Raw genomic sequence first — 22,110 nt, forward strand, 5'->3', positions numbered from 1 at the left:
TTATCCTATAGTTACTTCGCCTGTAGGTAAATCTATTATACCATATTTTCCTTTATTGATAGAACCTATACTCATAAATAAAGTAAGATAACCAACACGTCCTATAAACATTAAAACTATAAGTATTAATTTACTCCATACTGTAACTGTAGGAGTTATACCAAGAGAAAGCCCTACTGTACTTATTGCAGATATAGCTTCAAAAAGTATAGGCATCATAGTATTTGACTTTTCTATATAAAACATAATAAATGAAGCTAATACAGAAATAGCTATTGCAAGCGTAACTATAGCAACAGATTTATTAACTGTATCATCTTTTATTTTTCTGCCATTAACTACAATATATGGTCTATTAAAAATTGCTGTGATTACTGAGAACATAAATACAAATAAAGTAGTAGTCTTTACTCCACCTCCTGTACTGTTTGGAGAAGCTCCTACAAACATTAAAAATATAACAACTCCTATAGTAACATTACTCATAGAATTATAGGCAATGGTTTCAAATCCTGCTGTTCTTGGACTTACACTCTGAAATAAAGAAACTAATATCTTTTCTTTTAATGGCAAATCTTTAAGAGAATTTGAATATTCATTGAAAAATATAAAAGCACTTCCAGCCAATATAAGAATAATACTTGTAAATATTACTATTCTAGCCTGAACATCAAATACATATCTTTGTCCTTTTATCTTATTAACTATAGCCCTAGTAACAGTAAGCATAACAGGATATCCTATACCTCCAAGAGTTATAAGAAGCATAATAGTAACATTAACTACAACATTTGCAGAATATTGATGTAGATTATCCGTATAAAGAGAAAATCCTGCATTACAAAATGCACTTATAGAATGAAATATTGAAGAAAATATACGCGTTCCTAATTTAGCATTAGTATCCATAACAGTAAATAAAGAAACAGCACCTAATAATTCTATTAAAAATGTGGATAAAAAGATCACTTTTATAGTAGATTGTATTATATCTTTATTCTGTGTATTAAACATTTCTAAAGTTCTTACCCTATCCTGAACACTACCCTTACTTATAGAAAATAAAAGCACTATTGCAGATATGGACATAATACCAAGTCCGCCTATTTGAATAAGAGCAATCAATACAATTTGTCCAAATAAAGTAAATTCTTTTGAAATATCTATAACACTAAGCCCCGTAACACATACTGCACTAGTCGCCGTAAATAAAGCATCTACAAATGATAATTTACCTGTTACTGTACTTAAAGGTAAATATAAAAGCAAACTTCCCAATGTTATAACAAATATAAAAGATGCTATAATCATCTGATATAATGTAAATTTAGAATATGAAAGCCTAAGCCAATTTATAACTATAACTAAAAAGAAAAGTATAGAACCTGCTATAGTCCATATTATTCTATTTGCATATACATCATAATATTTTCTGCTGAAAAAATTTAAAAGAAGTAAGCCTACAAGCTGAATAATAGGCACAACTATATAGAGTTTCCTTGGTGCTATTCTTATTTGGTCTATAAGTATAAATACAAAACATATTGTAATAATATTTATAATCTTATCATAATTATATATATAAAAATTATAAATGCTTATCTGTCTTACCTGCATTAAAAGTACAAATATTGCAAATATAGAACCTGCTATTGCTATTAAATTTGATATTCTTCTTAAGAACTCATCTATAGCCTGAATAAATGTTTTATTTGGATTATTTTGATTATTAACTTTATTATTAAAAATATTTTTCATAACTAATCTTTACTCTTATCATATAATTGTACTATTTTAATATATAATAGATTATATGTAAATATATAATTTTATTTTTTATAAAGTTTAAATATGTCTGTTAATATCAAAATCGCCACGTTCTCCTGTGAGTATGTAGCCTATATCTAATATATTTTTTCTAAGACTTTCAACACCTTCAGCTGATTCGCTTCCTGTGGCAATTTTATCATTATAAAGCAAATATTTTTTTCTGACATTCATAGGCGATAAATTAGGCATAACAACATTAGCTCCATAAAGTATGCCCATTTCACGTCCTCCTTCTTTAATAGTTCCAAGTGCCGTAGTAGCAGGTATCAATGATAAAGGAAAGATTAAACGAAGTACACTTATTAATATTAAAGTAAGTTCCAACTCTCCTTTTTTTTCATTAGCAAAAGGTGTGTCTTTATGAGGAAGAAAAGGTCCTATACCTATCATCTCCGGTTTTATCTCCTGCATAAAAATAAAATCATCAGCGATATTTTCCAAAGTTTGATAAGGGCTTCCAACCATTATACCTGTACCTGTTTGATATCCTAATTTTTTCAAAGTTCTTAAACACTCTTTTCTATTTTCTAAACTCATATCATCAGGGTGAAGTTTTGAATAGTGAATATTATCAGAAGTTTCATGTCTAAGCAAAAATCTATTAGCACCTTTTTCTTTTAATATTTTATAATACTCTTCTTCTTTCTCACCTATTGATAATGTTAAAGCACAATCTGGATATTTTGTTTTAATTGATTCTACTATATCAGACATAATTTCTAAATTATAATAAGGGTCTTCACCGCCCTGAAGTACAAATGTTCTAAATCCTATCTCATAACCAAGTTTGCAGCATGATAAAATATCTTCTTTATCTAGTCTGTATCTTTCTGCATTTTTATTGCTTTTTCTTATTCCGCAGTATATACAGTCATTCTTACAATAATTAGTAAACTCTATAAGCCCGCGCATAAAAACATATTTGCCGAATATTTTATCAGCCTTTTCTCTTGCCTTAATTCTTAAATATTCTTTTAATTTTTTTACTTCTTCTTTTTCTTCATCATTTAATTTTTTTATATTGATATTATTATCATATTTAAAAGATGACAAAAGACTCAAAGCATCTTCTCTTGATATTTTTTCTTCTATTTCTATTCTGTTAATAATTTCTTTTACTTTATTTATATTAATCAAGTTTATATTTCCTTTTTAAAATTATTATATATATTTCACTCCATTAATCTTTGCTATAGTCATTCCGTAATTAGTAATAGGTACATTCTGTTCTTTGCATATTCTTATTCTATTTAAAATATGTTTTCTAGTACCCATGCAGCCGCCGCAATGTATAATCAAATCATATTTTGATAAATCATCTGGAAAATCATTTCCTGCCACATAATCTATATCAAACTCAAAACCAAATTTCTTTTTCAATAAATTTGGAATTTTTACTCTTCCTATATCTCCTTCCAAAGGGACATGAGTACAGCTTTCTGCTATTAATATTTTACTCTCCTTTGTTAAATTATCTATAAAATCAGCACCTTTTTTATATACTTCTTCATCTCCTTTATAACGGGCAAATAATACAGAAAATGAAGTTAATAAACTTTCTTTAGGTTTTAATTTTTCTACTTCTTTAAAAACTTGAGAATCTGTTATTATTACTTTAGGTGCTTTGCTTAATGCTTTTAATGCATTTTCAAATTTATCAAAAGTCGAAGCCATTATCACAGATTTATTGTCTAAAATATCCCTTATAGTTTGAACTTGAGGAAGAATCAATCTGCCTTTAGGGGCTTGAATATCCTGAGGCATAACAAGCATTACTATATCATCTTCTTTTATTATATGCCCTGTTATACTTATTTCTTCTGTTTTTGGAATTGTTAATTTTATAGTTTCTATTAATGAATCTATATTAATATTATTAGAAGCACTTATTGAAACGGTTTCTAAATTAAAAATTTCTTTTATATTTTGTTCTATATTTTTATAATCAGTATTTAAATCTATTTTATTAAAAACCGCTATAATTGGTATCTCTAAAGTTTCAAGTTTATTTTTCCATTTCAACTCCAATGAATAATCATTATCTTTAAAAGACGCATCAAAAACAAGCAAAGCTATATCGGATGACTCCATTATTTTTTTAGTTCTTTCTATTCTTAAAGCCCCAAGCTCTCCCTCATCATCAAAGCCTGCAGTATCAACAATAGTACATGCTCCTATGCCATTTATTTCTATAGCTTTTTTAACTGGGTCCGTAGTTGTTCCAGCAGTATCAGAAACTATTGCTATATTCTGATTGGCTATTGCATTTATAATACTAGATTTACCTGCATTTCTTCTTCCAAATATTGCAATATGAGTTCTATTTGAATTCGGTGTATCATTCATATTTTTCACATATCCTATTCATAAATAAAATCAATTCAGCTTTCTTAATACATATATTAAAAGTATATATTAATAGATGCAATTAAGAAAACTGAATCAATTATAAAATGAGTAACCCTAAAAATTAAAATTTGAAATCTCTCCTTCCAGCATCTATACCTTTTAAAGAATCTACCAATTTTACCTTTACCTTTTCATTAGGCACTTTTTCTATTTCATTTATTATAACTTTATCTATAGATTTTTTAGTTTCTTCTTTTGCATAATCATTCTCATATTCTTTTAAAGTTATTATAGCATTAGCCTGACAGAAATTTTTTATTTGTCCGCTTTTAGCAAATGCCATGAATCTATCTCCTGTTCTTCCCTCTCTATAGCAAGCAGTACAGAAACTAGGAAGATAATCTATATCAGCAAGCCATTTTATAATATCATCAAGAGAACGGTTATCTGAAATTTCAAACTGTTTGGAATTCTCTTCTTCCTCCTCAACATATCCTCCAACACTAGTTCTTGATCCACCGCTTATTTGAGAAACTCCAACCTCTAAAACTTCTTCTCTTGATTTCTGACTCTCTCTTGTAGAAACAATAATACCAGTATAAGGAACAGCGATTCTTAAAACAGCAACTATTTTTTTGAATAAGCTATCAGTAATAGCATTAGGAAAACTTTTAACATCAACATCATCAGCAGGTCTTATTCTTGGTACGCTTATAGTATGAGGGCCGCATCCAAAAGTATCTTCCAAATGTTTAGCATGATAAAGCATAGCAGTAAAATCATATTTATAATTATAAAGTCCGAACAATACTCCTATACCTACATCATCAATCCCACCTTCCATAGCTCTGTCCATTGCCTCTGTATGATATTCATAATTACTTTTTGGGCCGCTTGTGTGAACTTTCTCATAAGTTGGTTTATGGTATGTTTCTTGAAATAATACATAAGTACCAATGCCTGCATCTTTTAACTTCTTATAATTTTCTACTGTAGTTGCGGCAATATTAACATTAACTCTTCTAATAGCTCCGTTTTTATGCTTAATGCTGTATATTGTTTTTATTGATTCAAGTAAATATTCCATACTAGCATAATCAGGATCTTCCCCAGTTTCTAATGCAAGTCTTTTATGTCCCATATCTTGCAATGCTATAACTTCAGCTCTAATTTCATCTTGAGTTAATTGCTTTCTAGCTATATGTTTATTTTTAGCATGATAAGGACAGTAAACACATCCATTAATACAATAGTTTGATAAATAAAGAGGAGCAAATAAAACTATTCTTTTTCCGTATATTTCTAATTTTATTTTCTTAGCTATTTCAAACATTTCATTTTCAGCATCTTTATCATCGCAAAGTAGTAAAGCTAATGCCTCATTAGGTTCAAGCCCTTTCATCTCTTTAGCCTTATCCAATATATTTCTTATATTGTAATTACCGCTTTCCACCTGAGATATGGTTTTTAAAATTTCTTCATCATTGATAAATTCATTTGCATTTCTTGATTTTGAATCGTACTTAAACAAAGTAGCAGAAGACATGATATAAACTCCTAATAATTAAACTGATAATATTCAATAGTTATTATTTTTTATTTGCATAAAGTGCTTTTGCAGAAACACCTTCAAGCATACCAAGTTTGCCTGTTAAACTATTAATTTTATCATTAGGAGCATTTAAGACTATACTGATTATATTTATATTCTCTTCTCTATAAGGAATTCCCATCCTTCCTATAATAAAATCGCTGTAATCATGCAGAATTTCATTAACTTTTGAAACATTTTCTGTTTTTTCTACTATTATTCCTACAACAGCAATTCTATTATTTTCCATAGGCTAATAAATCAGATTAATATAAATTTTAAATACCTTTATGATAAACCTTAATAGTTACTCACTTAGGTTAATAATATTATAATAATTATTTTTAATTTGTAAATAGATATTTTCTAAGTTTATCAATTTTTTATTGTTATTTAAATAAAAATATTACGCACGCAAAGCAAATCTATAACTATTCATTAATTATGAATTTTAAATTTCACCATATATAAAATTTGATAAAACGTGCGTTAATAAAGACTAAAAATTTAAATAACACTTGGGTGGGTACTTTATTTTCTGATTTAGTAAAAAATAAATATAAATTATAATTTTATAATTAAATACAAAATATTAAGGGGTGGGATATGTAATTAAAATTTTAAAATTTAATTTATACATACCCACTCTTTAATTTTATAATATCGCTTTAATTTTTAACTTAAAGTAATATAAAAAACTAATAATATTATCTTTCTATTCTAAAGAAACTCATAACAGACTGAAGTTCTTTAGCATCATCATATAAAGCAAGTGATGAAGCTGTAGACTCTTCTACTAATGCAGCATTCTCCTGAGTTATAGAATCCATTTCTGTTACTGCTTTATTTACCTGAGCTACTCCTGACTGCTGTTCTAAAGCTGCTGAACTAATATCTTTTATAATATTTGCTGTTTCATCTATTTCATTTTTTATACTCATAAATAGTTCTTCTTGACTCTCTACTATTTTATTGGCTCTATTAATTTTTTCATATACTTGATTAACTAACTCTGTGATATCTTTAGCTGAATCCTGACTGCTCTGTGCTAAACTTCTTACTTCGCTTGCTACTACCGCAAAACCTTTACCCTGATCACCTGCTCTAGCTGCTTCTACTGCCGCATTTAAAGCTAATATATTAGTTTGAAATGCTATACCCTCAATAACTTTTATTATATCTTTAATCTTTTCACTATCAGCATTAACTTCATTCATACTTCTAACTGTTTCTGATACAACTGATGTAGCATTGTCTATAGACTCCCTACAATGATTCATCATTTCATTACCTTTGACAGAATTACTTGTTGCCATAGATATAGCTGAAGATATTTCTTCCATAGATGATGCTGTTTCCTCAAGATTTGCTGCTGTATTTTCTGATCTTCTTGATAAATCTTTATTGCCTGCTGCCAAGTTATTTGCGGCAAGTGACATTTTATCTGCATTATTTAAAGTTGTTTCTATTACTTCTATAAGTTTTATACGCATAGAAGTAAAAGAATGAGATAATTGTCCAAGTTCATCTTTTCTATTTAAAGGCTTTCTATTAATTACAAGTTTTCCCTCTTCTATTTCTTTAGCCTCTTCCACTATTATATTTAAAGGTTTTATTATGCTCTTAGTAAATAGGAATACTACCAGTGTCATAAGCACCATAGATATTATACCTATAATAATACTAGTTACAAGTATAGATTTATTTATCTCATAAATTTCTTCTTCATCCATAGCATAAGCTACTATCCAAGGATGAATTTTCATCTTTTTATAAAAACCCTCTCTAACATGATTATTGGCAACATAACTAATATTTCCAGATACCGATCCGCTTTTAATTATATTATCATATTCATTAGGAGCATCTTTAGCTATTTCATTCGGATCTGTATCCATCACAACTTTAAGCTGATCATTAACTGCTACTATTCTTCCTGTTCTTCCCAACTTTATATTACTGAAATAATTATCATATATAACCATTATTTTTATAATAGAGACTAAATATCCTATTAACTGATTATTATAATCAAGTATTCTTATACCTAAAGATATTGTAAGTTCTCCTGTAGCTGCTGACTGTTTAATTTCATTTCCAAAAGCTAACTCTTCCCCGGCTAATAATTTTCGCATCATATCCGGTCTTAAATCCATAAAATTTCTTCCTATCAATTTTTCATTTTTATCAAAAACTATTACACCATTAGTATTCATTATTGAAATATTTTCAATGAAATTATTGTTCTCTATATATGAAGTTATATCTAAATCAACATTATTTCTATAGGAATTACTCATATCTGTAAGATAATTTCTAATATTAGCACTGCTGGAATAGGCTACATTTACCATTATTTGAGCATCTAATATAGAATCAAATAGATTCGCATATCCTTCTACTGTATTCTTGAAACCTGTATCTGTACTTTGTGTTATTCCTTTGTTTGAAAAAAATACAGATGCACTTAATAAAAACCCTAACATTATTATAGACATTAAACTGATAGTAATCGGCAGTTTAAAAGACAGACTATTAAATCTACTCATAATTTACTCCTAACATTATTATAAAAATTTTATATAATACATAGATTTATAAAAATCAACAAACTCCTATATATATAGTATATTCAAAAAAAATAGTTGTCAAGATAATAAAATATTTTTGAGTTTAATTATTTCTGTGATTATGTATATTTAAAGCGTTAAACTAATAAATTAACTTAAATTTTAAGATACTATTAAGAAGAGTTTACGCTGATTTTTTATTATTATATTTAGTTTTAAAGTATTAAAAAATTATTTTATTTTTAATTTAAAAACTATAATAATTTACTAAATAAATTGTAGGATAATTTTATTATACTTTATAAATAAAAAATCCCTAGCAAATATTCTAAAAAACTTGCTAGAGATTTTAATAAGTAAATTTATATATAGCAATAAATTATTATCTTCATTAATAATAATAAAAATTTATAGATAAAAATATATAATTTAGTAAATTTCTATACCATAATAATTTTTATTTTTCTATACTAAAGAAATTAATAATCTCCTGTAAATGTCTAGCATCATCATATAATGACATAGAAGATGCTGTAGACTCTTCAACCAAAGCAGCATTTTCCTGAGTTAAAGTATCCATTTCTTGAACAGCTTTATTAACCTGAGCTACTCCTTCTTTTTGCTCAACGGCTGCCTCAGTAATACTCCTTATTGTATCAGCTGTTTCCTCTATTTGTTCTTTTATTCCCACAAATAATTGTTCCTGACTTCCTACTATCTGATTTGCTCTGTTAATTTTTTCATATACTTGATTAATTAACTCCGTTATATCTTTAGCTGAATCCTGACTGCTTTGTGCCAAACTTCTTACTTCACTTGCTACTACTGCAAAACCTTTACCCTGATCTCCAGCACGAGCAGCCTCTACTGCAGCATTAAGTGCTAATATATTAGTTTGGAATGCTATTCCTTCTATAACTTTAATGATATTTTTTATTTTTTCACTATCAGCATTAACTTCGCTTATACTTCTCACAGTTTCTTCAACTACTGATGCAGCATTTTCTATAGCTATTTTACAATCATTCATCATTTCATTTCCTTTAACGGAATTATTGATAGATACAGTGATTGCAGCTGCGATCTCTTCCATAAATGATCCTGTTTCTTCAAGATTGCCTGCTGTACTTTCCGCTTTTTCTGCTAAATCTTTATTTCCAGTTGCAAGACTATTAGCAGCTTGCGCCATTCTACTAGATTCATTCAAAGAAGTTTCTATTATATCTATAAGTTTATATTTCATATTATGGAAAGATCTTGATAATTCACCAATCTCATCTTTTCTATTTACTTTTCTGCCATGCATAACAAGTCTGCCTTCTTCTATTTCTTTTGCTTCTTCAACAACTATACGAAGAGGTTTTGTAATTCTTCTAGCATACATAAACATAAATATAACTAAAGCAATTATAGAAAGAACAGCAACTAAAATACTTACAAAAACAGTAGTTCTTATCTGTTCAAATATTTCATCTTCATTCATAGCATAAGTTACTATCCAAGGCTGAACATCCATTTTCTTATAGTATCCTATTCTCAATATATTACCATTTTTATAACTGTAAGGACCTTCATCTAAAGCATTATTAAATATATTTTTATATGCTTCAGGTGCAGGTTTATTGATATTAGCAGGATCCATATCCATAGTAACTATAAAATTCTCATTAACAGCAACTATTCTTCCTGTTCTTCCTAATCTAACTTTTGAAAAATAATTATCATGTATAACTGAACCTTTAATGGTACTAACTAAATAACCTATTGTATTATTTGTGAAATCTGTAACTATAGATCCAACACCCAATGTTATTTCTCCTGAAACTGGGGATTCTCTAGGACTTCCAAATGCAACTTTTTCTCCTGTTGAAAGTTTTCTCCATAAATCAGGTCTTATATCAGCCATATTTCTATTTCTTAAAGCTTCTGATGTAGTAAGTAAAACATTTCCATTTATATCTGTTAAATAAAGACTTTCTACATAGCTATTTTTTTCTATAAAATTAGTCATATCTCTTCCACTGTATACACTATAAACATCATCTCTAAAAATCATATAGTTTCTAATATTAGCATCACTTGCATAAGAGTTTGCAAGCAACATTTGTGCTTCTGTTAAAGCATCCAATAAGTAAGCATATCCTTCTACTGTATTTCTAAATCCAACATTTATTGATTCTGTAATACCTTTACTTGAAAAACAACGAAATTACTAAGAGTACAATTATTATTATGCTACTTATACAACTAATGGACAAAGGCATTTTAAACGCTAAACTATTTAATTTTTTCATAGTTAATAATTATTTATAGTATAGATTACAATGTGATATATTCTATAATATAGTAAAAATTATCAATATTGTCAAATTATACAATATTACTATTATATATTATAAAATATAAAATACCATAGTAGCTATGAAATAAAAGTTATTTTTATAAAATAAGAAATATAATAATTAATTTTTAAATCTAAAGTATGATATATTATTTGCTATATTTCCTGTTTTATTTAATATTTCTTTACTTGATAAAGCACTATCATTTGCAAGCAAGCTATTTCTTTGTGTTATATTACTAATAGAAGAAACACTTACATTAATCTGCTCTATGTTATCCTTTTCTTCTTCTGCTGCATTTGATATATTTACCAACGCATTGGAAACATCAGTTACTAAATTATTTATTTCATTTAATAATGATGAAGATTCAGCAACAGTTTCATATCCTAAATTTATTTTTTGAATTGTACTTTCAACTATAGATGTTATATCATCTGCTGCTTTAGAAGAAGTTTGAGCAAGATTTCTTACTTCACTAGCTACAACAGCAAAACCTTTACCCTGTTCTCCAGCTCTAGCTGCTTCAACTGCTGCATTAAGTGCTAAAATATTGGTTTGAAATGCTATTGATTGTATCATTTTAATGATTTCTGAAATTTGCTTGCTTGCATCCGATATTTCTTCCATATTTGATGAAGTTTTAGAAACGATTTCCACTCCTCTAATACTGCATTCCAATGCTTTTTTACTTACTTCTTTAGCATTATTTGTATTATTATAAGTATCAGCTATAGAAGATGAAAGAAATTGTATAGCACTTGCTAATTCATTAATTGAAGATGCCTGATCAATAGTTTTATCAGATAAATCATTATTTCCTAAAGATATTTTCTCCATTTCGCTATTAATAGAATCTATATCCAATTTTAAATTATAAATCACTGAACTAATATTTTTCTGCATATCATATATAGAAGATGATAAAGCATGAGCTATATTATTATGTTTTTTAGAATCATTCTCTTTAGTATCAAAATTACCTAAAGCCATATTATCTATATTATGAATAGCTTCATTTAAAGTATCTGTAATAGGTATAGTAATAACAGTTACTAAAACAACTTCCAATCCTATAGATAAAATAATAACTAAAAATAAGTAAAAAGTTAATTTATATATATTATTTTTTAACTCTTTGTCATTTCCTTTAGCTACTATGTACCAAGGAAAACCTTTTATTTCTTTAATACCATACCATTGATCTTTATATATAGATACTGCACTTCCATTTATCATGTTATTTTTAACATCTGAAAATTCCGGCATATTAAAAGCAGAATATCTATCATTAAGCAAATAATCTTTATTGCTATGATTAAGGTATCTACCGTCAGATAATATTACAAAAAACTCATAACCTTTATCATTTTTTATTTTATTCATTATTTCTTCTATTTTAGAGAAATACACATCCAATGCAGCAACTCCTTTAACAACTGATGAATTTTTAACAGCAATTGCTAAAGTAATAACAGAAGAAGAAGTTGAAGCATCTGTATATGGTTCACTAACATAAACATCATTTGTATTTATAGAATTAACATACCAATCTCTAGTAGTTTGATCATAATCACTTGGTATAGTATCAGGAATGGCAGTTACAAAAAATCCGCCATTAGCATAAGGAATATCTCCTCCAAAATAAACATCCACCAACTCACTATCTAATGATTTCATTTTATAAACAGCCGACATCATATCATTTATTGTCATATCTGTTTCAAAAAAACTACTTACAGTCTTTAATTGAATTTTGTATTCTAATATCCAACCTGATATATCTAATGAAGCATTATCCATAATATCATATATACTATACAAAAAATTTTCTCTATACTGATTATAATAAGTTATATATACAGGAACACAAATTAATACAAAAAATATGAAGTATGGAATGACAAATTTTAATATAATCCTACTTCTTCTGATTCTTTTCTCTGTCTTAAGCATATCAAGACTCCTAAAATATATTAAAAAATTGATATACATTATATAAAATAAAATATTATTGTCAATAAAAATTTATTTATTATATAATTACATTACTACTTTTAAAGTTAATTAATAATTATTTTTTATCAATATTTTACAGTTTTAAGTTTTAATAATCATCATTTAAATGCTACAAATTCGATATAATTTGACTAATTATTTTTTTATTATAGAATATTTTTATTATGGAAAAAATTATTAGAAGAATAGCATTAACTATAATATACACTTTGTTATTATCTATAATAGCAGTTTCAATTATATTCATACCAAAAGGATATAATTTTTATAAATACTGCAAAGAATATATCAATAAACCTTTTTCAGAAAATGAATTAAATATAAATGAAGAACGTGCTTTAAAAATATATGATAGAAACTTAATACTTATATCAACAATATTTCCAAAGCATGGAGGATTCTTTGAAGAAGTAAAATATAATGATTTATCAACAAATTTAATAAATGCTGTTGTAAGTGCTGAGGATAAAAATTTCTTTAATCATAACGGTATAGATTATAAAGCTATAATAAGAGCATTTTTATCAAATCTTATAAGCGGAAGAGTAGTATCAGGCGGAAGTACTATAACTCAGCAGCTTGCTAAAAATATTATTCCTCGCGAAAGAACATATATAAATAAATTCTATGAAGCACTTGATGCAATAAGATTGGAAAGAAATCTCACAAAAGAACAAATAATTACAGAATATTTAAATAGAGTATTCTTTGGAAATAACTGTTATGGTGTAGGTGCTGCAAGCGATTTATACTTTCATAAAAAAGCAAAAGATTTAAATATCAATGAATCTGCAATGCTTGCTTCTATAATAAAATCCGGTACTAAATTTAATCCTTATAAATACGAAGAAAGATTAAAATCAAGAAGAATATATGTACTTGGAGAGATGAAGAATAATAACTTTATAACAGAAGAAAATTATAATCAATATACAAATGAAAAATTAAAAATTTTTGATGATAAAGAAAAATATACTTTCAAAGCTCCTCACTTCACAATGTATGCAAAAGAATCATTAGAGCAATTAAAATATACCGGAGTAATTGAATTAAGAACAACATTAGATTATAAAATGCAAAAGGAAGCTGTTTTAGTTATAAGCAATTCAAGTCAGTCGCTTCATACTTTCAATGTAAGAAATATATCATGTGTAATACTTAATGCCAAAACAGGCGAAGTTCTTTCAATGATAGGTTCTATGGATTACTTTGATGCTGAAACTCATGGTGCTGTTAATGGAGCTACTGCATTAAGACAAGCAGGAAGTACTTTAAAACCTTTTATGTATGCATATTTATTTGATAAAGGAGAATCCCCTGCTTCGGTTATAGCTGATATTAAAACTCATATAAATTCACCAGGCGGAGATTATATACCGGAAAATTTCGATCATAAATACAGAGGACCTGTTACCATAAGAGATGCATTAGCTAATTCACTTAATATACCTGCTGTTAAATGGCTGGCAAGATACAGTATAAAAGATTTTCAAAATATACTTTTAAAATCCGGATTAAGTTCTATAGATAAAAATCCTGATTATTATGGTTATTCTTTGGTTTTGGGAAGTGCTGAAGTACGTTTAGTTGATTTAGCTTCAGCATATACAATATTTCCAAATTCAGGAACATTTATAAATAATTATTCTATAACTTCATTAAAAAAAGCTAATGGAGAAGTTATTACTCTACCTAAAAAAACTACAAGAAAAGTAATATCTGAAGAAAGTGCATATTTAATAACAAGCATACTATCAGACAGAAATGCCAGAATGGGTTCATTTAGAAGCTATAAAGGAATAGTTTATCCATTTTCTATAGCTATAAAAACAGGTACTTCAAAAGGTTCAAGAGATGCTTGGGCTATAGGATATACAAAAGATTATATAGTTGGCATTTGGCTTGGTGATTTTGCAGGAAGCGAGATGATAAATATAACTGGTGGTAATGGAGCTGTTCCTATACTTTATGATTTATTTACTATGCTTAATAAAAGTCAGAAAGAAACTAAATGGAATAAGCCTGATACTATAGTAAAAAGAGAAATCTGTCTTATAAGCGGAAAACTTAGAGGAGAGTTCTGTAAAGAAACAAGAATGGAAGAGTTTTCTCATATAAATGTGCCAAAAGAAGAATGCGATGTACATAATCTATATATAAAAACAAATTATGACGGTTCAATTAGTGAAAAAGTATTTGTAAACCTTCCAAGTGAATATAATGGCTGGATTAGAGAACAGCAAATAGAACGCCCTACTTCAGAATGGACAAAAGTTAATAACATATATGCATACAATAGAATGAAAAATACTATCAATAATCAAAATAGCGGTTTAGAAACTCATACTGATAGTACAACAGAAAATATTAATAATGCAGAAAATACTTTTGTATATGATTCAGCTGAAAGACCCCAAATGAATTTAAATGCTGTTCCTTATGCCTCACCTGAAAGAACTATAAATATAAAAGAACGTCTATCAATAAAAGAGCCTACAGACAACTCTGTATATAAAATAGATTCTACACTTCCTATAGAATATCAAAATATATTCATATCTTCATACATACCTAAAAATGTTGTAAGTGCTAATCTATACTGTAATAAAGAAATAATAGCAAATATTGATGATTTAAAAAAACAATACATAAGATGGAATTTGAAACATGGTGATTACATTTTTTATATAGAAGCAAAAACGGAAGAAGGAGAAACTATAAAAAGTTCGCCTGTTAAAATATATGTACAGTAAAAAAAACAGTATTGAATAATTTTTATAATACCGATAATATTAATAATATAATATGTAATTTTATATGGAGTTTTATTTATGTTGAATAAAAAAATTATTTCTATATTGTTAATGCTTTCTATAGCTTTTAGTTTGCAGTCAGCTTATAAAACAAATCAATATATGAAAGTAGTAGATGTAAAAGGAAAAGTAAAAATATCTTCTCAAAAGGCTATAGTAAAACCTGCACAAAACGGCGATTTATTATTCAGCAAAGATAATATTTCTACAGAAGCAAATTCTTCTCTCACTTCATATTTAGAGAGCAATAATATATTCAAAGTTAAAGGAAACTCATCATTAAATATTGATGAATCTTATGATAAAGCAGGTAATACAAAATTGCATTTAAATAAAGGTGATTTTTTAATAGCAGCTTCATCTAATGCTAAACCGGATTCTATTATAATTTCTACTTCAAATGCTAATATTAAAGTATCAGGAGTAGCTGCTGTAACATATAATGATGGAAATACAAAAGCACAATTCTTATATGGAGATGGTGAAGTAAATGGCACTAAAGTTGATCAATTTATGGAAGCTAATATAGATAATTCCAATAAAATATCTATAAAAAATATAGAATTAAATCAGGATTTAACTAATACTATAAATGAAATAGCTTCAATGCCTTATGTTGAAACTGTTGTTCCTGAAAAAATAGATATTAATGATATAAAAAATCAAGTAAGTACTGAAACTAATACAGTAGCAGAAATTACATCTATAGATTATGTAGGCAATACTAATGAAAACAGAACTACATTTGTAATTACTAATGAAATAAGAAAATAATTAGGAATAAAATTATCATAATATAAAAATATATAATATTAGATATAAAATTCCGATATACTAAATGAAATATTTAAAGAGTGAGAAAATTGAGCAGTAAAACAACAGAATTTTATAAAACATTCACACATTGCATTCCTTCAGATAAAGAGATAGCCAAAAAAGAAGAAGAAATATTAGAAAATATAATAAATATGTCTACTAAAGAAGTTACAGCTTATATAAGGCAGTATATAATAAAATTAACTTATTACCGTAAAAACTTTTTGGATGTAGAAACTGCAGAACTTATATCTAAAATGCTTTTGGAAATAAGCTTCGTGTTAAGAATACAATATCTTGATTATTTAAAAAATAAAGAAAATAATACATTAAACAACGATGATTATGATATAAATAACTTATCTAAAATACTGCAGCTTCTAATATCAGAAATAGCTATGATAATATCTGTAAAAGAATATGAAACAAATAATATGTTTAATAATTTTGATGCTCTAAAATCTGATACTACAATAGGACATAGTATTAGAATATTTATAATGATAATTGAAGCAGTAAATTTCTTTAATAAGAAACTTAATCAAGGTGCTGCCAATAAAATGAGAATTGATTTTAAAAAAACATATTATAAATACTCAGAAAAAATATATCAAAGATATAATCTAATCAATGAGATAAATACATTAGATTCAAATGTAAAATTAGGCGTAAGAAAGATAGAAAATAACACTATCTCAGAAATTGCTATAGGTGTATTAATGCATGATATTTCTTTGGATAAAGAAAAAGATTATATACCTATACCAAGCGAAGAAAAAGATAATCATTCTATAAAAGACTATGGTTTTGCTAAATATTTTATGAGAGGTAATGAAGGTGTTGCTTTGACTGTGTCTTTACATCATGAATATTATAGTCATGGCTACGGACTTTTTACAGAACTATATAAAGCAGTATTAAGAAGAAACCCTAATCATAAAATAGAATATATAGTATCTTATGATTATAAAGATATATTAACATTGCAAAGCCTTACATATCTTCCTGCAAAAATGCTTGAAGTAATTGATATTTATGATACTCTCACAAAAAATATGAAAAAAACTCCAAAAGAAGCTATTTTATTTATGACAGAAAATTTCTTGGAAAAAGATATAATGCTTGATCCTATAATGACTGATGTATTCATAGAATATCTAAAAGAAGTAAAAAAATCAAACTATAATAAATTAAAAATAACTTTTAATAGTTTCCTTTATACCTTCTTTATCTAATTTATAAATTTTTAAAAGCTCATTTCTAGTGGCAACTTCAAAAAATTTATCCGGTAAAGCATGAACTTTTACATTTTTATATATTTCATTATCAGACATTAATTCTAATATTGCACTTCCAATACCGCCATTTTTTATACTTTCTTCTATTATTAAAATTTTATCTGCTTTTCTAATCATATTTAAAATAGTTTCTTCATCGAGAGGCTTTAAAGTAGAAAGATTTATTATTGAACAGTCAAAATTAATTTCATCAACAGCATCAACTATATCAATAAGCGTAGGACCATAACTTATTATAAGATTTTTTTCTTTATTAGATTCTCTTATAATATGAGCTTTTCCTATCTCAAAATTATCAGATACAATATTCGCCTTTAATTCTCTTACAGCTGATTTATTATATCTCATAACCGTAGGACCTCTATATTCTACAGATTTTTGTACCATATCCCTAAAATCTTTTTCTCCAACCGGAGCCATAATTGTAATATTAGGTATGATTCTTAAAAAAGATACATCAAATACACCCTGATGAGTATCTCCGTCTTCTGGAACAAGTCCTGCCCTATCTATCATAAGCTTAACATTAGCATTCATTATACCAATATCATGTATAACCTGATCATATCCTCTTTGAAGGAATGTAGAATACAAACATACAAAAGGTATTATACCATTTTCAGAAAGCCCCACAGCAAAAGTAATAGCATGCTGTTCTGCTATACCGACATCAAAGAATCTATCTTTAAAAAGTTTTGCATATTCAGTTAAACCTGTACCTGATTCCATAGCAGCAGTTATAGCAACAATATTTTTATTTTCTTCGGCTGCTTTTATTATGCATTCTCCAGCTAAATTAGAGAAAGTTTTTGAAGAAGATTTATTTTTTAATTCTCCTGTTTCTATATCAAAAGGTCCTATACCATGAAATTTAGAAGGATTTTCTTCTGCTATTTTATATCCTTTACCTTTAATAGTATTAACCTGAACTAATCTAGGTCCTCTTATTGATTTTGCTTTCTGAAAAGTACTAATTAAATCTTCAAAACTATGACCATCAACAGGACCGAAATATTTAAATCCCATTTCTCTGAAAGCAATTCCAGGAGCTACAAAAGTTCTAATAGCACCTTTTCCTCTATCTATAAATTCATTAGCAATATCTCCAAAAGGCAAAGTTGACACAAGATCCCTCACCTTCTCTGATGCTTCCTGAACTAAACTGTCATTTAATGTAGTATTTAAAAATTTTGATATAGCACCTATATTTTTACCTATAGACATTTCATTATTGTTCAAAACAATTATTATATCAGTATTTGTATTTGCAATATTATTCATAGCTTCTAAAGCCATTCCGCCTGTCATAGCACCATCCCCAATAATAGCTATAACTTCGCCTCTAAGTCCTAAAATCTCCTTTGAACATGCTAATCCGTAAGCAAATGATAATGAAGTAGATGAATGTCCTGTTTCTTCAATGTCATGTTCCGATTCCATTCTTTTAGGAAAGCCTGATATACCACCGTAAGTTCTTAAAGTGTTAAATTTATCTTTTCTTCCTGTGAGAATTTTATGAGTATATGACTGATGCCCAACATCAAATATAAAAGCATCTTTAGGAGAATCAAATAAATAATGCAGTACCAAAGTTAAATCTACAACTCCTAAATTACTACCCAAATGTCCGCCTGTATTAGATACATTATTTATTAAAAACTCTCTTATCTCTGAAGCTAATAATTTTAATTGTTCTATATCTAAATTTTTTATATCTGAAGGAGTATTGATAGATTCTAAGTACATACACAACCCTATAATTAAACTTATAAATTTAATTATAACCATAAAACATTTTATTTCAATATATTAAAAATATATAAATGATAAATTTATACTTGCTTTTTTTAATATACATGATACAATCCTTCCAATTTATAAAGAACGGGATAAAAAATGAAAAACATATTTCTTAAATCCAAGATATTTTTTTATTTGCAAACCTATTCTATTTATTTAAATTTACTAAGTTGGAATTTTTTAAAAGGGAATAAAGTTGTTATCTTTAACAATTTTATTCCTTTTTTTATGCCAATTTTCAATAAAAACAATTAACTATTTTTTAAGGGAGAAATAATGAGGAACTTTATATCTATCAAAGAGTTATCAAAAGAGGAAGTTATTGAAGTATTAGATGTAGCTAAGGAGTTGGATAACACTGATAGTAGAGAAAGAAGAAAATTAATGGACGGAATGATAATGACAAGTATATTCTTCGAGCCTTCTACAAGGACAAGATTATCATTCACATCAGCTGCTTACAGATTGGGATGCAAAGAGTTAGGATTTGATAACCCAGATCAAAGTTCTATAAAAAAAGGAGAATCTTTAAGAGACACTATAATCATGGTTTCTGCCTATTCAGATATTATAGTTATGAGGCATAGTATTGACGGAGCTGCTAAATTTGCTGAAGAAGTTACAAACTGTCCTATCATAAATGCCGGAGACGGTGCTAACGAACACCCTAGTCAAACTTTATTGGATTTATACACATTAAGAGAAGAATTAGGAACTATAGAAAATAAAAAACTTGCTTTTGTAGGGGACACAAGATACGGAAGAACTGTTCACTCTTTAGTTGATGGTTTAATGATGTTCAATGGTGAGTTCTATTTTATATCTCCTGATGTTATACAAATACCTGATTATATATTAAAAGAATTGGATAATGCAAATATAAAATACAAAAAACTTAGCAATTATGAAGAAGTATTAAAAGAAATAGACTGTCTATATATGACTAGGGTACAAAAAGAAAGATTTGATGATATCAATGAATATGAAGAAGTTAAACATGCATTCAGAATATCAAAAGATAGTATTGTTGGAAAATGTAAAGATGATATGATAATACTTCACCCTCTTCCAAGAGTTGATGAAATTAATATAGATTTAGATGATACAAAATACGCTAAATATTTTATACAGGCTAGAAACGGAGTTCCTACAAGAATGGCTATGATGGCTTTGGCTACAGATGCTATAAAATCTAAAGTAAAAAGAAAAGAAATGAATTATGAAGTTGTAGAAAATAAAGAAATAGTTTGTCCTAATAATAAATGCGTTACACATTTTGAAGAAACAAAAAATAGAGTTGTGAAAAAAGGTTATGGAGATTTCTGCTATTACTGCAATAGAGAAATAGGAAAATAAACTATTCAGGTAAATTATGATAATAAAAAATGCTAAAATCCCAAATAATGAAAAAATAGTATCTATAATAATAGAAAATGAAAAAATAAAAAATATAGATTATGATAATAATTTTGAGAAATATATATCTGATAATAAAACAGATGATATAATAGATGCTAATTATAATTATGTGCTTTCAGGAATAATAGACCCTCATACACATATGAGAGATCCAGGACTTACTCATAAAGAGGATTTTAATTCTGGAAGTAAAGCCTGTGCAAGAGGTGGTGTTACAGTATTTTTGGATATGCCTAATACTGTACCAAACACCATTTCAAAAGAAAATCTAATCTCAAAAAAATCTATGATGATTGGAAAATCTTATGTAGATTACGGCTTTCATTTCGGAGGAAGCAAAGCAGATAACAGCGATGATATAAAAAATATTATCAATGATGCCGCATCTACAAAAATTTTCTTTAATGCCTCTACAGGAAATATGCTTGTAGAAGATGATAAAATATTAGAAAAATTATTTGAAGTTTCAAAAATAGTTACAGTTCATGCTGAAGATAAAATGGTTGATAAGGCAATAAAAATAGCAAAAAATACTAATACCCCATTATATTTATGCCATTTATCACTTGAAAGCGAAATTGATTCACTAAGAAAAGCAAAAGACTCTGGAATGATAATTTACGGAGAAGCTACTCCTCATCATTTATTTTTAAATACAGAAGATGTAAATAAAAATGATAGAAATAAAATGCTCCTTAGAATGAAACCTGAATTAAGAGAAAAGTCCGACAATAAAGCATTATGGAACGCAATATTAGACGGCACTATAGATACTATAGGCACAGATCATGCTCCTCATTTGATAAGTGAGAAATTAGAAAAACTTACATTCGGAGTTCCTTCTGTTGAACATTCTCTTGAGTTGATGCTCAAAAAAGTTAATGATAATACTATAGATTTAAAATTACTTACAAAAATTATGAGTGAAAAATCTGCTGAAATTTTCTCTATGAAGGATAAAGGCTTATTAAAAGAAAATTATGATGCCGATTTAGTAATAATAGATTTAAATGACCATTCAGAAATAGAAGAAAAAGATATAATCACTAAAGCAGGCTGGTCACCTTATATAGGTTATCAAAGAGGCGGAAAAGTTTTAACTACTATAGTACGAGGAAATATAGTATATAATAATGGCAAATTCACTGACAATTTTATAGGAAAAGAGATAACTTATAGTAATTAAAGCGAGTTGAAGCCAGCTAGTAACTTTAGTCACTAGTTTATTATAGACTAAGGTGAGTATAACAATAATAATAAATT

13 protein-coding genes and 1 pseudogene are annotated in these 22,110 nt (G+C 27.2%); 5 read left to right on the forward strand and 9 right to left on the reverse strand.

What is annotated here, in order from left to right:
- From BINT_RS09610 to BINT_RS09645, 8 genes and pseudogenes are all read right to left on the reverse strand, one after another.
- The gene (locus BINT_RS09610; protein ID WP_014488381.1) at positions 1-1,758 is read right to left on the reverse strand and encodes a TrkH family potassium uptake protein; all 1,758 of its coding nucleotides are present in this window, start codon (positions 1,756-1,758) and stop codon (positions 1-3) included.
- 87 nt (positions 1,759-1,845) lie between these two features.
- Complete coding sequence (hydE, locus tag BINT_RS09615; RefSeq protein WP_014488382.1) at positions 1,846-2,967, reverse strand: [FeFe] hydrogenase H-cluster radical SAM maturase HydE; 1,122 nt, start codon at positions 2,965-2,967, stop codon at positions 1,846-1,848.
- A 24-nt stretch (positions 2,968-2,991) separates the two neighbouring features.
- Positions 2,992-4,176, reverse strand: a complete 1,185-nt coding sequence (gene hydF, locus BINT_RS09620) for a [FeFe] hydrogenase H-cluster maturation GTPase HydF (protein ID WP_041177383.1) — start codon at positions 4,174-4,176, stop codon at positions 2,992-2,994.
- A gap of 124 nt (positions 4,177-4,300) precedes the next feature.
- On the reverse strand, positions 4,301-5,725 hold the full coding sequence (hydG, locus tag BINT_RS09625) for a [FeFe] hydrogenase H-cluster radical SAM maturase HydG (protein WP_014488384.1): 1,425 nt from the start codon (positions 5,723-5,725) through the stop codon (positions 4,301-4,303).
- Between the two features lie 43 nt (positions 5,726-5,768).
- Positions 5,769-6,020, reverse strand: a complete 252-nt coding sequence (locus tag BINT_RS09630) for a TM1266 family iron-only hydrogenase system putative regulator (RefSeq protein ID WP_014488385.1) — start codon at positions 6,018-6,020, stop codon at positions 5,769-5,771.
- 457 nt (positions 6,021-6,477) lie between these two features.
- Positions 6,478-8,319 carry a methyl-accepting chemotaxis protein gene (locus tag BINT_RS09635; RefSeq protein ID WP_041177384.1) on the reverse strand — a complete coding sequence of 614 codons (1,842 nt, stop codon included), beginning with the start codon at positions 8,317-8,319 and terminating at the stop codon, positions 6,478-6,480.
- A gap of 478 nt (positions 8,320-8,797) precedes the next feature.
- Positions 8,798-10,634 (reverse strand): annotated as a pseudogene (locus tag BINT_RS09640) (methyl-accepting chemotaxis protein).
- A 168-nt stretch (positions 10,635-10,802) separates the two neighbouring features.
- On the reverse strand, positions 10,803-12,638 hold the full coding sequence (locus BINT_RS09645) for a methyl-accepting chemotaxis protein (RefSeq protein WP_041177385.1): 1,836 nt from the start codon (positions 12,636-12,638) through the stop codon (positions 10,803-10,805).
- A 227-nt stretch (positions 12,639-12,865) separates the two neighbouring features.
- On the opposite strand from BINT_RS09645, the gene pbpC reads away from it, so the two are divergent.
- From pbpC to BINT_RS09660, 3 genes are all read left to right on the forward strand, one after another.
- Entirely contained in the window at positions 12,866-15,454 is a 2,589-nt protein-coding gene (pbpC, locus tag BINT_RS09650) for a penicillin-binding protein 1C (RefSeq protein ID WP_014488389.1), read from the forward strand.
- Positions 15,455-15,532: 78 nt separating this feature from the next.
- A complete protein-coding gene (locus tag BINT_RS09655; RefSeq protein ID WP_014488390.1) occupies positions 15,533-16,288 on the forward strand; it encodes a FecR domain-containing protein in 756 nt (251 codons plus the stop codon).
- 80 nt (positions 16,289-16,368) lie between these two features.
- The gene (locus tag BINT_RS09660) at positions 16,369-17,565 is read left to right on the forward strand and encodes a hypothetical protein (protein ID WP_014488391.1); all 1,197 of its coding nucleotides are present in this window, start codon (positions 16,369-16,371) and stop codon (positions 17,563-17,565) included.
- Here the strand turns inward: BINT_RS09660 and dxs are convergent.
- Positions 17,521-19,374, reverse strand: coding sequence for a 1-deoxy-D-xylulose-5-phosphate synthase (gene dxs, locus BINT_RS09665; protein WP_014488392.1), 1,854 nt, complete (start codon positions 19,372-19,374; stop codon positions 17,521-17,523). The two genes, BINT_RS09660 and dxs, sit on opposite strands and share 45 nt — an antisense overlap.
- Before the next feature lie 330 nt (positions 19,375-19,704).
- On the opposite strand from dxs, the gene pyrB reads away from it, so the two are divergent.
- Together pyrB and BINT_RS09675 are read left to right on the forward strand one after the other, a co-directional pair.
- Positions 19,705-20,784 carry an aspartate carbamoyltransferase gene (pyrB, locus tag BINT_RS09670; RefSeq protein WP_014488393.1) on the forward strand — a complete coding sequence of 360 codons (1,080 nt, stop codon included), beginning with the start codon at positions 19,705-19,707 and terminating at the stop codon, positions 20,782-20,784.
- Positions 20,785-20,800: 16 nt separating this feature from the next.
- Positions 20,801-22,033, forward strand: coding sequence for a dihydroorotase (locus tag BINT_RS09675; protein ID WP_014488394.1), 1,233 nt, complete (start codon positions 20,801-20,803; stop codon positions 22,031-22,033).
- The last annotated feature ends 77 nt before the right edge of the window (positions 22,034-22,110 follow it).

Origin of the sequence: Brachyspira intermedia PWS/A (assembly GCF_000223215.1) — a bacterium.
Taxonomy (GTDB): domain Bacteria; phylum Spirochaetota; class Brachyspiria; order Brachyspirales; family Brachyspiraceae; genus Brachyspira; species Brachyspira intermedia.